Raw genomic sequence first — 13,082 nt, forward strand, 5'->3', positions numbered from 1 at the left:
CCGGCGTCGCGGGGAGGAAGCGGCGGCGAGGGCCGCCGCGTTCAGGCGCCGTCGCTATTTGGCGAGGCCGACTTCCTTCATGACGGCGCCGAGCGAGGCATCCGCCTTGGCCATGAACTCGGCGAAGCCGGGGCCGTCCGCATAGCGCCCGCCGAACCCGCGGTTGGTGAGGAAGTCCTGATATTCCTTGCTGTCGTAGACCTTCTTGAGGGCCGCCTGCAGCTTGTCCGAGGCCGCCTTGTCGAGGCCCTTGGGGGCGGCGAAGCCGCGCCACGCGCCGATGGTCCAGCTGCTGCCTGTGGCTTCCTTCAGGGTGGGAATATCGGGCATCAGCTTGGAGCGCTCGCTCGCCATGATGGCGAGGCTCTTCACGCGCTTGGCGTCGATGAGCGAGCGCGCCTCGGGGATGGAGCAGGTGACGACCTGCACGCCGCCCGCCACGAGGTCTTGCAGGCCGGGCGCCGCACCGTTGGACGGCACCCACGGCACGCTCTTCGGATCGAGCTTCAGGGAGGACAGCATGCCGGCGAGGGCAAGATGCCAGATGCCGCCCTGGCCGGTTCCGGAAGCCTTGAACTTGCCGGGGTTGGCCTTGATGTCGGCGATGAGGTCGTCGAGCGTCTTGTAGGCGGCGTCGGCGCGGACCTGCACGCCGGCAGGATCCTCGTTCATAAGGGCGAGGGGGGTGTAGGAGGCGCCGGTGAGCTGGGTCAGGCCCTGCCAGTGCATCATCCCGATCTCCACGGTGATGATGCCGATGGTGTAGCCGTCCGGCGTCGCGTCGGCGATGGCCTGATGGCCCACCACGCCCTGCCCGCCGGTGCGGTTCACCACCGCGATGGGCTGGCCGAGGTCCTTCTCGAGAAGCGAGGCGACGATGCGCGCGACCGCATCGGTTCCGCCGCCGGCGTTCCACGGCACGATGAGCGTGATGGGGCGGTCGGGATAGGCCGCCGTCGCGGCGTTCGGTGAAAGGGCGGCAAAAGAGGATACGGCGAGGGCGAGCCCCGCCATCAGAAACCGGCGCATGGTGTCTCTCTCCCTGACATTCGGCTTCTTTGGCCGAAATCTAATCGTTTTGAATGACCGTAGGTCAGTGCCTCCTATAGGTCAAGGCGATGACAGCCGCCGCGATCTTCCGGCGGGAGGTGGCGCCGGCGCCCCCGGTGGCTTAAGCTTCCTTGGAAAATGTGAGCTTCTGAGGCGCAGGGGCTGGCGATACGGCAGCTTCGACGTACATAAGCTGATGGGCAGGAAGCGCGCGCAGCGGGGTGCGCGCAACCGGTCGAGGCAACCCGGCGGGCCGAAGATCGGCGCGCCCGAGAGGCATGGCGAAGCGCAGTGCTGGACATCTACACGATCATCTTCCTGGCCCTTGCGGTCTTCATCTTCGTGCGGCTGCGCAGCGTGCTGGGGCAGAGGACGGGGCGCGAGCGGCCGCCTTATGACCCCTATTCCCGCGATACCGCCCGGCCGCCGCAGCCAGCCCCCGAGGGTAAGGTGGTGCCCCTGCCGGAGCGCAACGGCCCGCCGCCCGTGGCCGCAGGACCTGTCGAGGTTGAAGTGCCCGCTTTCCGCTGGGAGGGCGTTGCGGCCGAAGGGTCCGCGACCGCCGCCGCACTCGACGAGATCGCCCGCATCGAGCCGGACTTCGATGCCAAGCACTTCCTGACCGGCGCTCGCGCGGCCTATGAGATGATCGTCACCGCCTTCGCGGCCGGCGACCGCCGCCAGCTCAAGGACCTCCTCGCCAAGGACGTCTTTGACGGCTTCGTCTCCGCCATCGCCGACCGCGAGAGCCGCAAGGAGACGATGGAATCGCGCTTCGTCTCCATCGAATCGGCGGACCTGCAGGACGTCACCGTGCGCGGGACCAATGCGCAGCTGACCGTCCGTTTCGTGTCGAAGCTCATTTCCGTCACCCGCGGCCCCGACGGGGCGGTGGTGGATGGCAGCCCGGACACGGTAGCCGACGTGACCGACGTGTGGACCTTCGCCCGCGATCTCGGCACGCGCGACCCCAACTGGAAGCTGGTGGCGACGGAAGCCGCCCAGTAGCCCATGGCACAGGCGCGCGCCGTCACAACCGGCGTGCGGCGCGCCGCTCCCGGCGCTGCCGCACGAGGCGCGATCCTCGCGGGGGCTGTGGTGGCGCTGCTTTCGGCGATGTCCGCCGACGCTGCCGACCGCGTTCCGCCCGCATCTTCATCGGCCATGTCGCTCCAGCCCATCGTTCCCGCTGTGCCCGGCGCCCGGCTTGAGCCCGTCGCCTTCACCGACCTGGCCGGCTGGACCTCTGACGACCTTGCCGCCGCCCTCGCGACGTTCCGGGTCAGCTGCGCGGCTTTGAAGACGCCGCCGGCGGAGGTCGGGCCGGCCTCCGCGCCAACGCTCCGGCAGGGCCTGCGTCACGCCTGCTCCGCCGCCGCGCGGCTCGGTCCGGACGCACCCTCTCCTCGTCTCGCCCGCCTGTTCTTCGAGGCGAATTTCCGCGCGTGGCGCGTGATTCCGGAGGGCAGCGCGGGCGGCTACTACACCGGCTATTACGAGCCGGAGGTGGAAGGCGCGCTCCAGCCCGGCAACGGCTTCGACGTTCCCGTCTATGGGCGCCCTGACGATCTCGTCATGACCGGCCCCGGTGCCACGCCCAATTCCGGCTCCGCCTTCCGGCGGGAGGGCGGAGCCCTCGTGCCGTATCACGATCGCGCCGCCATCGAGGATGGCGCCTTGGCAGGGCGCGGGCTGGAGATCGTGTGGCTCAGAGACCCCGTTGACCTGTTCTTCATGCAGATCCAGGGCTCCGCACGCGTGCGCCTTCCGGATGGACGCATTCTTCGGCTCGGCTATGACGGCTTCAACGGCCAGTCTTATCTGCCGGTGGGGCGGCTCCTGATCCAGCGGGGGCTGGTGCCGCGGGAAGAGATGTCCATGGCGCGCATCCGCGCCTTCATGGAGGCGGATCCTGCGGCGGGCCGCGCATTGCGCCGGGAGAACCCTTCCTTCGTCTTCTTCAAGGCCCTGCCGCTGGGCGTCGACGCCGGGGCCATGGGCGCGCAGGGCGTGCCGCTCACGGCGGGGCGCTCGCTCGCGGTCGACCGCAAGCTCCACACCTACGGCACGCCCATCTTCGTGGAGGCGGACCTGCCGCTCTCCGCCCCCGGCACCGCCGAGCCTTTCCGCCGGCTGATGATCGCGCAGGACACCGGCTCGGCCATCGTCGGTCCGGCGCGGGCGGACCTGTTCTTCGGTGCCGGCGATGCGGCGGGCGCCGTGGCGGGCCGTATCCGGCATCCCGGCACGTTCACCATGCTGGTGCCGCGCTTCGCCAGGGTGGGCTCCGGAGGCGCACCATGAGTCGCCGAGGCCGCCGGCGGATCCTCGATGCGGAGGAGCGCGCGCTGTGGGACCATGTGGTGCGCTCGGTGAAGCGGCTGCGGCCTGAAAAGCCCGTTGGCGCCCCGGCCATTGTGGCCGCCCCCGAACCGCCAGCCGTCGTCGAGCCACCGCCCGAGCCGAAGGCGAAGGCGAAAGCCAAGGCCGGCACCCCGCCCAAGGCGGCCGTCGCCCCCGCTTCCCCGCCGCCCCCGCCCCTTGCCGCGCTGGAGCCCAAGACCCGCCGCCGCCTCACCCGCGGGGCCGAGGTGGATGCCCGGCTGGACCTGCACGGCCTCACCCAGGCGGCCGCCCATCGCCGGCTGCGCCTGTTCCTGATGGAGGCACAGGCCAGCGGGCACGCGCTGGTGCTGGTCATCACCGGCAAGGGCGATCCCGAACGCCTGATGAGTTCCGGGCCGGCCTTCGGCGAGGGCCGGGGCGTGCTCAAGCGCGCGGTGCCGCTGTGGCTCGCCGAGCCTGATCTGCGGGCGGTGGTTGTGGGATTCGAATCCGCCGGGCGCCGCCATGGCGGGGAGGGTGCGCTCTATGTCCGTATCCGCCGCCGGCGCTGAGCCCCTTCAGAGGCAAGCGGACGCGGGCATTCCGTAGGTGCGGCCGGCCCCGAGCAGGTGGGCGGTGAAGCGTCGCGTCGGGAACAGGCGGCCAATGGCGGGATCGGCGACACTCAGCCCGCCGGCATAGGCGCCGAAGGCCGGAAGGATCATGCGGCTGCCATCGGTGACGAAACACCGCCGCCGCACGCCACGCCCACGCATCACCACCCGCGCAGCGGGGTGGAGATGACCGCACACCTCGCCCGGCGCCGGCCCCTCTTCCGGCTCATGGCGGAAGAGAAGCGGGCCGAGGGCGAGCATGGCGGTGCCCTCGCCGCCGAGATCGTGGGGCAGGGGATCGTGGTTGCCGGCGATCCAGACGAAGGTGCGCCCCGACTGGATGCGACGGATCTCGTCGCGGAGCGGGTCGGCCATGCGCTCGCCGGCCCAGCGATCGTGCAGGCTGTCGCCGAGCGCGATCACCATGCGCGGCTGGTGCAAGGCGACGACGGCGGAGAGGCGCTTCAGCGTATCGAGCGTGTCGTAAGGCGGCAGCATCTGGCCGCGGCGGGCGAAGGCGGAGCCTTTTTCGAGGTGAAGGTCCGCCACCACCATCAGCCGCTCGTCCGGCCAGAGCAGGGCACCGGACGGGTCAAGCTCCAGCTCTGCGCCGCGGAGATTGATCCGCGCGAGGGAGAGGTCCGCTGATTCGGCGAGGGCGAGCATGGCGGCGGATTTTGCCCAATGGCGTGACGCGAGCAAGCGCGACGTTGGCGCCGGCATTGAGGCACCATCAGCGCCAGATGCCGGCCTCAGCCAGCATGGCCGCGACATCCTCCGGCCAGACCTGCTCGGCGAGGGAGGCCAGCGCGTCTCTTTTCCACCAGGCGTGGTGCACCAGCGCCTTGCGCTCATCCTCCGACCAGCCAGTGGACGAGACGACGAGGCCTGGCGCACGCACGAGGAAATAGACCTCCCGCGAGCGGACCCTCTGCCCGTCCGGCATCGTGAACGAGACCTCGCGGCGGGCGACGGCAGGGCCGGGATGGGCAATCCGAAGGCCGGTTTCCTCCAGAAGCTCGCGGCAGGCGGCCGCCTCATAGGTCTCGCCCGGCTCAAGTCCGCCGCCGGGCGGCGCCCAGAAGACGTTCCCGGCAAGCACGCCTTCGGCATAGGCGAAGCGGAACAGCAGCAGCCGGTCCTGCGCGTCGAGCACGAGGAGCCGGGCGGCGGGGCGGTCGATGGCATCGCCTGTCGTCACAGGAAGCTCTGCGGGTCCACGTCGATGGCCACCTTGATGTTGCCCGTCACCTTTGGCGCGACGGCCCGCCATTCCCTGAGATAGGCGGGCAGGTCGAAGTTGCGCGGCGAGCGCACCAGCAGGCGCCAGCGGTGCCGCCCGCGCAGGATGGCGAGCGGGGCTTCCGCCGGGCCGAGGATGCGCACGTCCGGCACGATGGGCGCGGAGGTGGCGAGGCGCCGGGCATGGCCTTCTGCCACGTGAGCCTCGCTGGCGGACACGATGAGCGCCGCCATGCGGCCGAAGGGGGGCAGGTGCGCTTCCTCGCGGGAGGCGATCTCTACGTCGTAGAAGGCGTCACGATCCCCCGTCACCAGCGCGCGCATCACCGGATGCTCGGGCATGTGGGTCTGGATGAAGCCGCGCCCCTCCGCCTTGCCGCGCCCGGCGCGCCCGGCCACCTGATGCACCAGTTGGAAGGTTCGCTCGGCGGCGCGCGGGTCGCCATGGCCGAGACCCACGTCCGCATCCACCACGCCCACTAGAGCGAGGCCGGGGAAATTGTGGCCCTTGGCGACGAGTTGGGTGCCCACCACCACATCCACGTCGCCTTTCGCCACCGCATCGAGCTCGGCGCGCATCCGCTCCACCCCGCCGAGCAGGTCCGAGGAGAGGACGAGGGCGCGGGCATTGGGGAAGAGGGTCTGCACCTCTTCCTGAAGCCGCTCCACGCCCGGCCCGACCGGAACGAGGCTGTCCGGCGCGTCGCAGGCGGGGCATTTCTCCGGCACCGGCGCCTGATAGCCGCAATGGTGGCAGGTGAGACGGCGGCGGAAGCGGTGCTCCACCAGCCAGGCGGTACAGGAGGGGCAGCGCATCCGGTGGCCGCAGGAACGGCACAGGGTGAGCGGCGCATAGCCCCGGCGGTTGAGGAAGAGCAGGGCCTGCTCGCCCGCCTCCAGCGTGGTGTTGATCTCCGCTTCCAGCCGCGGCGCGATCCAGCGGCCGCGCGGCGGGCCTTCCTTGCGCAGATCGATGGGGGAGAGGCCGGGCACCTTGGCGCCGCCGAACCGCACGGGGAGGGCCAGCCGCCGATAGCGCCCGCGCCGTGCATTCACCTCGGTCTCGATGGAGGGCGTCGCCGAGGCCAGCACGATGGGCGCGGAGGCGAGGCGCGCCCGCACCACCGCCATGTCCCGCGCGTGGTAGCAGACGCCGTCCTCCTGCTTGTAGGCGGGGTCGTGCTCTTCATCGACGATGATGAGGCCGAGGTCGCGGAACGGCAGGAACAGGGCGGAGCGCGCCCCCGCCACTACCTTCACCGCACCGGACGCCACCTCGTTCAGCACCTTCGCGCGGCGCCGGGTGGAGACGCCGGAGTGCCATTCCGCCGGCTTCACGCCGAAGCGCTCGGTGAAGCGGTCGAGGAAAGCCTGGGTGAGGGCGATTTCCGGCAGCAGGATCAGCGCCTGCTTGCCGGCGCGGATCGCCTCCGCCACCGCCTCGAAATAGGTTTCCGTCTTGCCGGAGCCGGTGACGCCATCGAGCAGGTGGACTGCGAACGCCTTCGCCTTCACCGCCGCGACCATGGCCGCCGCCGCCTCCGACTGCGGCTGCGAGAGCTCGGGCACCGCATGGTCGGGATCGGGCGGGTAGGCGGCGGGCTCGGGCGGCAGCACGACGGCTTCCAGCGTGCCGTCATCCACCAGCCCGTCCACCACGGAGGGGGAGACGCCGGCTTCCCGCGCCGCCTCGGTCTTGCCGCGCACGAAGCCGTCCGCGAGCGTGTCCAGAAGCCGCGCGCGGGCCGCCGTCATGCGCGCCGGCGCCGTGCCGGTGAGCCGCACGCCCACCCGCTCGCGCGCCGCGCCCGGGCTCTCGCCATGCCGCAAGGCCATGCGCAGCACCATGCCGCGCGGCGCCAACGTGTAGTCGGCCATCCAGTCGATGAGCCTGATGAGGTCGGGCGGCAGCGGAACATAATCCAGCTTGGCTTTCACCGCCTTGAGCTTGCCGGCCTCCACCGCCTTGCCGCCGGCCGCCTGCGCGCGCGGCCAGACAACGCCGATGACGCTCTTGGTGCCGAGCGGCACATGCACGAGGTCGCCGGGCGACACCTCCATCCCCTCTGGCAGGAGGTAGGAATAGGCGGCGTCGAGGCCGAGGGGGAGCAGGACGTCGACGGTGCGCGGGCTCATGTTCGTCTTTTGGTCCGGCGCGCGAGAAAGGTCAAAGGGGGTTTCTCCCCTTGCGTTCCATGTTGCGCGCGTCTACCTCGAACCCATGAAATTCCTCGATCAGGCCAAGGTCTATGTGCGCTCCGGAGACGGCGGGGCAGGGTGCGTCTCGTTCCGGCGCGAGAAGTTCATCGAGTTCGGCGGTCCCGACGGCGGCGACGGCGGGCGCGGTGGTGACGTGTGGATCGAGTGCGTCGACGGCCTCAACACGCTGATCGACTATCGCTACCAGCAGCACTTCAAGGCCAAGAAGGGCGACCACGGCCGGGGCGCCAACCGTACCGGCGCCAAGGGCGCGGACGCTGTACTGAAGGTGCCGGCCGGTACCCAGATCCTCGACGAGGACGAGGAGACCATCCTCGCCGACCTCACCGAAGTGGGCCAGCGCATCAGGCTGCTCGAAGGCGGCAATGGCGGCTTCGGCAACGCCCAGTTCAAGACCTCCACCAACCAGGCGCCCCGTCGCGCCAATCCCGGCCTCGAGGGTCAGGAGCGGTGGATCTGGCTGCGGCTGAAGCTGATCGCCGACGCTGGCCTCGTCGGCCTGCCCAATGCCGGCAAGTCCACTTTCCTTGCGGCCACCACGGCGGCGAAGCCCAAGATCGCCGATTATCCCTTTACCACGTTGCACCCCGGTCTCGGTGTGGTGCGGGTGGACGGGCGCGAGTTCGTCCTCGCCGACATTCCCGGCCTGATCGAGGGCGCCCATGAGGGTGTCGGCATCGGCGACCGCTTCCTCGGCCATGTGGAGCGCTGCCGCGCGCTGCTGCATCTGGTGGACGGCACCTCCGAGCATGCCGGCAAGGCCTACAAGACCGTGCGCGCCGAGCTTGCCGCCTATGGCAACGGGCTCGACGAGAAGCCCGAGATCGTCGCCCTCTCCAAGGTGGATGCCCTCTCGCCCGAACTGCTCAAGCAGCAGAAGGAGCGCCTGCAGCGCGCGGCCAAGAAGAAGCCGCTGCTCCTCTCCGCCTCGTCCGGCCAGGGCGTGCAGGAGGCGCTGAGGGCGCTTCTTTCGGTCGTGGAAGAGGCCCGCGGCGTCGAGAAGGAAGAGGCCGCGCCGCGCGACGGATGGCGGCCGTAGGGCGCTGCGCCGGTTCGCCATTCGGGTCGCTCATAGGCCGCTGGGCTTGAACTTCGGGCGGCCTATGGCCTATGCCGTGGCCAAGGCGCATGACGTGCCGCTCCTCTTCAAGGGGGATGACTCCCGCACCGACGTGCGCCGCCCGTACGCCTGAAGTGCCCTGCCGGTTCACAACTCCATGGCCTCCCCCGAGACTGCTTCCTTCGAGTCGTCCTCCGATGCGCAGGCGAAGACGCCCGCCTTCGCCGATTTCCGCCGCATCGTCATCAAGGTGGGCTCGGCCCTTCTGGTGGATCGGGCGCAGGGCCGGGTGCGCCTCGCCTGGCTGACCTCGCTGGTGGAGGACATCGCGGCCCTGCACGCCAAGGGCTGCGAGGTGATGGTGGTCTCCTCCGGCGCCATCGCGCTGGGGCGCACCGTGCTCGGCCTGCCGGCCGGGCCGCTGAAGCTGGAGGACAGCCAGGCCGCTGCCGCCGTGGGGCAGATCGCGCTCTCCAAGACCTGGGCGGACATCCTCGGCCACTACAACATCACCGCCGGGCAGGTGCTGCTGACGCTGGGGGATACCGAGGAGCGCCGCCGCTATCTCAACGCGCGCTCCACCCTCGGCCGGCTGATGGAGCTACGCTCCGTGCCGATCATCAACGAGAACGACACCGTCGCCACCACCGAGATCCGCTACGGCGACAATGATCGCCTCGCCGCCCGCGTCGCCACCATGGCGAGCGCCGACCTGCTGGTGCTGCTCTCCGACATTGACGGGCTCTATACCGCCCCGCCGGCGCAGGATCCCAACGCGACGCTTATCCCCGTGGTGCCGCGCATCGGCGCCGAGATCGAGGCCATTGCGGGCGATGCCGGCTCCGAGCTGTCCCGCGGCGGCATGCGTACCAAGATCGAGGCCGGCAAGATCGCCACCTCCGCCGGCACCCACATGGTGATCGCCTCCGGCCATGTGAAGAATCCGCTGAAGCGCATCATGGAGGGCGGCCGCTGCACGTGGTTCCTCACCTCCGCCAATCCCGTGCGCGCCCGCAAGAGCTGGATCGCCGGGGCGCTGGAGCCGCGCGGGACGCTGCATCTCGATGACGGTGCGGTGGCGGCGCTGCGCCGTGGGGCGAGCCTGCTGCCGGCCGGTGTGAAGCGCATCGACGGCCAGTTCGACCGCGGCGACGCCGTGGTGCTGCGCGGTCCCGACGGCGCCGAAGTGGGGCGCGGCCTCGTCGCATATGATTCCAACCACGCTGCCCGGATCATGGGACACTCCACCTCGGAGATCGAGGCGCTGCTGGGGGTGAAGGGCCGCTCCGAGATGGTGCATCGGGACGATCTGGCGCTCGGGGTGGAGTGAACGTCCCCAGCACAACGCGGTACCGCCGGGTAAGGCGCTGAAACCGCTCGACAGGTTGTGTGCGGCGGGATAGCGGTTGTGATCGCGGGGGCGAGGGGCGCGCCGTCGCCCGTCGTCCGCGTCGCCTCCCATAGGCGCCTCGTGATGGCCCAGCGCGTGAAGTTTCCCGTCTTCGAGGCGCTCAAATTCACCTATCGGTGGACGCTGACGGTTCTGCGCAAGCATTGGATCGTGGCGCTGATCTATGCGGTTGGAACGCTGGCCTGGAATTACGTTGGCGTCATCATGCTGGGGGATGTTGTCGAGTCCGGACAACCGCCCACTGCGATGGCGTTCGTGAAGATCTACGGGCTGAACGCAATAGAGGGCTTCGCCTTCATTTATCTGGCGTTGCTGACCCATAACGAAGTGCTGCGGGGATCAGGCGGCTTCAATGCCGCGACCATGGGCCCGCTCGGCATTCGCGGCCTCACCTACCTGTTCGATTCCCTTATCCTGTTTCTGGCAGCTGTCATTCTGGTGGTGCTCTCCGGCGCCGTCATCGCTTCCATCGTCGCCCTGTTGCGAAATGGCAGCGCGTCGACATTGGTTGGTGTCGTTGGCGTGGTTGCCATCTGGCTCGTCGGGATCGGTGTCGTCACCCGGCTGAGCCTCAGGCTGCCGTCCCGGTCGATCGGGCAGCCGATGCCATGGAACGACGTCTGGCGTCTGGGGCGCGGAAATACTCTGCGGCTCGTTGGCGGCACATTGCTCCTCTCGCTCGCCATGCTGGCGGCCGTCATTGTCGTGGTGCTGCCCGTGCAGTTGCTCTTCGGCTCGTTCTCGGCGACGGACATGCACGTCGTATCGCAGACGAAATCCACGCCCCTTGGGCCGTTTCACCTGGAAATGCGGTCGTTCGAGACGCCCGGCATGCCGTTCATCCCGGCCCTCATCAACGGCCTCCTCTCCGGGATCATGTCTGTCATTGGCGCGATCGCTCTCGCCGCCTACGTTTCGCTCGCCTTCGCCTATCTCCGCCAGGTTTCCGAGGACGCGCCGTCAGCTCCGCTCCTTGATCGGGACCCCAACGAGCCGCCCGAGGACTTCTGATCCCCGCGCCCACCTGTCGCACCCGGCGGGCAATGTGCTAGGGAGGAACCGCGCCCCCATATGAGGGCCAACGTCCTGTCCTGCTTTCGAGAGTCATCCCATGTCCACCGCCTCCGCCCTTCGCACCGATGCCGCCGCCACCGCGGGCCGGCCTGTGCCGCCGGCGGAGTTGGAGGGGGTGATGTTGGCCATGGGCAAGCGCGCCCGCGCCGCCGCCCGCAGCCTCGCCCTCGCCGCGCCCGAGGCGAAGACGCAGGCGCTCAAGGCCGCAGCCGCAGCGATCCGCGCGGCATCTGGTGAAATCCTCGCGGCCAATGCCATCGATGTGGCCAAGGCCAAGGCGGAGGGCATGACCGGCTCCTTCCTCGACCGGCTGACCCTCACCCCGGCGCGGGTGGAGGCCATGGCCGAGGGGGTGGAGCAGGTGGCGGAGCTGGCCGATCCCATCGGCCTCGTCACCGAGCGCTGGACCCGCCCCAACGGCCTCATCATCGAGCGCGTGCGCACGCCGCTCGGCGTGATCGGCGTCATCTACGAGAGCCGGCCGAATGTGACGGCCGATGCCGCCGCTTTGTGCCTGCGCGCCGGCAATGCCGTGATCCTGCGCGGCGGTTCGGACAGCCTGAATTCCTCCGGCGCCATCCATCGTGCCTTCGTCGCCGGGCTCGCCGCCGCCGGTCTGCCCGAGGATGCGGTCCAGTTCGTCAACGTGCCCGACCGCGCGGCGGTGGGCTACATGCTGGCGGGCCTCGGCAACACCGTGGACGTGATCGTGCCCCGTGGCGGCAAGAGCCTCGTGGCACGGGTGCAGAGCGACGCGCGGGTGCCGGTGTTCGCCCATCTCGACGGCATCAACCACGTCTATGTGGACAAGGCCGCCGACCTCGACATGGCGAAGACCGTGGTGCTGAACGCCAAGATGCGCCGCACCGGCGTCTGCGGCGCCGCCGAGACGGTGCTGATCGACCGGGCGGTGGCCGGAACCCACCTCAAGCCGCTGGTGGAGATGCTGATCGACGCCGGCTGCGAGATCCGCGGCGATGCCGAGGTGCAGGCGGTCGATGCGCGCGTGAAGCCGGCCCTTCCCGAGGATTGGGACACCGAATATCTCGACGCCATCATCGCCGCGAAGGTGGTGGACGGGGTGGGCGACGCCATCGCCCATATCGAGGCGCACGGCTCGCACCACACCGATTCCATCGTCACCGAGGATGCGGCGGCGGCCGACCGCTTCCTCGCCGAGGTGGACAGCGCCATCGTGCTGCACAATGCCTCCACCCAGTTCGCCGATGGTGGCGAGTTCGGCTTCGGCGCCGAGATCGGCATCGCCACCGGGCGGATGCATGCGCGCGGTCCGGTGGGGGCCGAGCAGCTCACCTCCTTCAAGTACCGCATCCACGGGTCGGGACAGACCCGTCCGTGATGTCGTCCGGCCCCCTTGTGGAGCCCGTGACGCCGCGTGCCGCGCGGCGCCTGCCCTTCGTCACGGAGGGCCTGCGCGTCGGGCTGTTCGGGGGCAGCTTCAACCCCGCCCATGCCGCCCACCGCGCGGCGAGCCTCCTCGCCCTGCGGCGGCTCGGCCTAGACCGGGTGTGGTGGCTGGTGACGCCGGGCAACCCCCTGAAGGACAATCGCGCTTTGCCCTCGCTGGAGGAGCGCATCGCCATCGCCCGCGCGGTGGCGCGCCATCCGCGCATCGATGTCACCGGTTTCGAGGCCGGCATCGGCACCCGCTACACTTACGAGACGCTGGCCTATCTCGTGCGGCGGCTGCCGGGCGTGCGCTTCGTCTGGATCATGGGGGCGGACAACCTCGCCCATTTCGACCGCTGGCAGCATTGGCGCGGCATCGCCGACCTCGTGCCCATCGCGGTGGTGGACCGCATGGGCCAGAGTCTGGCCGCGACCGCCTCTCCGGCCGCGCAGGCGCTGGCGCGATATCGTCTGGGCGAGCATGAGGCGCGGCTCCTGGCGAACTGCGCGCCGCCCGCCTGGGTGTTCCTCCACGGGCTGAAATCGCCCCTGTCTTCAACGGGAATCCGGGCGGCTCGTGCACTGCCGGAAGGGCACCGGATGGAGGCTGCCTGCCACACGTCTTGAAAATTCATTGATTTGCAGGCATTCTGACGGGGTGCGACGGTTTGGACCG

The 13,082-nt window shown here is 69.9% G+C and carries 12 protein-coding genes; 8 read left to right on the forward strand and 4 right to left on the reverse strand.

Annotated features, from left to right (window positions below):
- Window positions 1-54 precede the first annotated feature (54 nt).
- Window positions 55-1,029 carry a tripartite tricarboxylate transporter substrate binding protein gene (locus D7006_RS00310; protein WP_229646119.1) on the reverse strand — a complete coding sequence of 325 codons (975 nt, stop codon included), beginning with the start codon at window positions 1,027-1,029 and terminating at the stop codon, window positions 55-57.
- Window positions 1,030-1,341: 312 nt separating this feature from the next.
- Between D7006_RS00310 and D7006_RS00315 the strand changes: the two genes are divergently transcribed.
- The 3 genes from D7006_RS00315 to D7006_RS00325 are packed head-to-tail and all read left to right on the forward strand — an operon-like array spanning window position 1,342 to window position 3,947.
- Window positions 1,342-2,058 carry a Tim44/TimA family putative adaptor protein gene (locus D7006_RS00315; protein WP_371745012.1) on the forward strand — a complete coding sequence of 239 codons (717 nt, stop codon included), beginning with the start codon at window positions 1,342-1,344 and terminating at the stop codon, window positions 2,056-2,058.
- Window positions 2,059-2,061: 3 nt separating this feature from the next.
- Window positions 2,062-3,354 carry a murein transglycosylase A gene (locus D7006_RS00320; RefSeq protein WP_237355109.1) on the forward strand — a complete coding sequence of 431 codons (1,293 nt, stop codon included), beginning with the start codon at window positions 2,062-2,064 and terminating at the stop codon, window positions 3,352-3,354.
- Window positions 3,351-3,947 (forward strand): Smr/MutS family protein, encoded by a 597-nt coding sequence (locus D7006_RS00325; protein WP_237355115.1) that lies wholly within the window; start codon window positions 3,351-3,353, stop codon window positions 3,945-3,947. The genes D7006_RS00320 and D7006_RS00325 overlap by 4 nt, the downstream gene beginning before the upstream one ends.
- A gap of 6 nt (window positions 3,948-3,953) precedes the next feature.
- Here D7006_RS00325 and pdeM read toward each other — a convergent pair whose 3' ends face one another.
- From pdeM to D7006_RS00340, 3 genes are all read right to left on the reverse strand, one after another.
- Window positions 3,954-4,655 carry a ligase-associated DNA damage response endonuclease PdeM gene (pdeM, locus tag D7006_RS00330; RefSeq protein ID WP_237355116.1) on the reverse strand — a complete coding sequence of 234 codons (702 nt, stop codon included), beginning with the start codon at window positions 4,653-4,655 and terminating at the stop codon, window positions 3,954-3,956.
- A gap of 67 nt (window positions 4,656-4,722) precedes the next feature.
- Entirely contained in the window at window positions 4,723-5,190 is a 468-nt protein-coding gene (locus tag D7006_RS00335; RefSeq protein ID WP_237355117.1) for an NUDIX hydrolase, read from the reverse strand.
- Window positions 5,187-7,367, reverse strand: coding sequence for a primosomal protein N' (locus D7006_RS00340; protein WP_237355118.1), 2,181 nt, complete (start codon window positions 7,365-7,367; stop codon window positions 5,187-5,189). Before D7006_RS00340 ends, D7006_RS00335 begins: the two co-directional genes overlap by 4 nt.
- A gap of 85 nt (window positions 7,368-7,452) precedes the next feature.
- Between D7006_RS00340 and obgE the strand changes: the two genes are divergently transcribed.
- From obgE to D7006_RS00365, 5 genes are all read left to right on the forward strand, one after another.
- Window positions 7,453-8,490, forward strand: coding sequence for a GTPase ObgE (gene obgE / locus D7006_RS00345; RefSeq protein WP_169123281.1), 1,038 nt, complete (start codon window positions 7,453-7,455; stop codon window positions 8,488-8,490).
- A gap of 178 nt (window positions 8,491-8,668) precedes the next feature.
- Complete coding sequence (gene proB, locus D7006_RS00350; RefSeq protein ID WP_237355119.1) at window positions 8,669-9,841, forward strand: glutamate 5-kinase; 1,173 nt, start codon at window positions 8,669-8,671, stop codon at window positions 9,839-9,841.
- 144 nt (window positions 9,842-9,985) lie between these two features.
- Window positions 9,986-10,933, forward strand: coding sequence for a hypothetical protein (locus D7006_RS00355; protein WP_237355120.1), 948 nt, complete (start codon window positions 9,986-9,988; stop codon window positions 10,931-10,933).
- Between the two features lie 181 nt (window positions 10,934-11,114).
- Window positions 11,115-12,356, forward strand: coding sequence for a glutamate-5-semialdehyde dehydrogenase (locus D7006_RS00360; protein WP_237357006.1), 1,242 nt, complete (start codon window positions 11,115-11,117; stop codon window positions 12,354-12,356).
- Window positions 12,356-13,033, forward strand: coding sequence for a nicotinate-nucleotide adenylyltransferase (locus D7006_RS00365; RefSeq protein ID WP_237357007.1), 678 nt, complete (start codon window positions 12,356-12,358; stop codon window positions 13,031-13,033). The genes D7006_RS00360 and D7006_RS00365 overlap by 1 nt, the downstream gene beginning before the upstream one ends.
- Window positions 13,034-13,082: the final 49 nt, after the last annotated feature.

It is taken from the genome of Xanthobacter sp. YC-JY1 (genome assembly GCF_021730305.1).
In the GTDB taxonomy this organism is placed as follows: domain Bacteria; phylum Pseudomonadota; class Alphaproteobacteria; order Rhizobiales; family Xanthobacteraceae; genus Xanthobacter; species Xanthobacter flavus.

Bases quoted from the DNA above. Each gene is read 5' to 3' on its own strand.
- D7006_RS00310 (WP_229646119.1), bottom strand. From the start codon at position 1,029: ATGCGCCGGTTTCTGATGGCGGGGCTCGCCCTCGCCGTATCCTCTTTT.
- D7006_RS00320 (WP_237355109.1), top strand. From the start codon at position 2,062: ATGGCACAGGCGCGCGCCGTCACAACCGGCGTGCGGCGCGCCGCTCCC.
- D7006_RS00325 (WP_237355115.1), top strand. From the start codon at position 3,351: ATGAGTCGCCGAGGCCGCCGGCGGATCCTCGATGCGGAGGAGCGCGCG.
- pdeM (WP_237355116.1), bottom strand. From the start codon at position 4,655: ATGCTCGCCCTCGCCGAATCAGCGGACCTCTCCCTCGCGCGGATCAAT.
- D7006_RS00340 (WP_237355118.1), bottom strand. From the start codon at position 7,367: ATGAGCCCGCGCACCGTCGACGTCCTGCTCCCCCTCGGCCTCGACGCC.
- obgE (WP_169123281.1), top strand. From the start codon at position 7,453: ATGAAATTCCTCGATCAGGCCAAGGTCTATGTGCGCTCCGGAGACGGC.
- proB (WP_237355119.1), top strand. From the start codon at position 8,669: ATGGCCTCCCCCGAGACTGCTTCCTTCGAGTCGTCCTCCGATGCGCAG.
- D7006_RS00355 (WP_237355120.1), top strand. From the start codon at position 9,986: ATGGCCCAGCGCGTGAAGTTTCCCGTCTTCGAGGCGCTCAAATTCACC.
- D7006_RS00360 (WP_237357006.1), top strand. From the start codon at position 11,115: ATGTTGGCCATGGGCAAGCGCGCCCGCGCCGCCGCCCGCAGCCTCGCC.
- D7006_RS00365 (WP_237357007.1), top strand. From the start codon at position 12,356: ATGTCGTCCGGCCCCCTTGTGGAGCCCGTGACGCCGCGTGCCGCGCGG.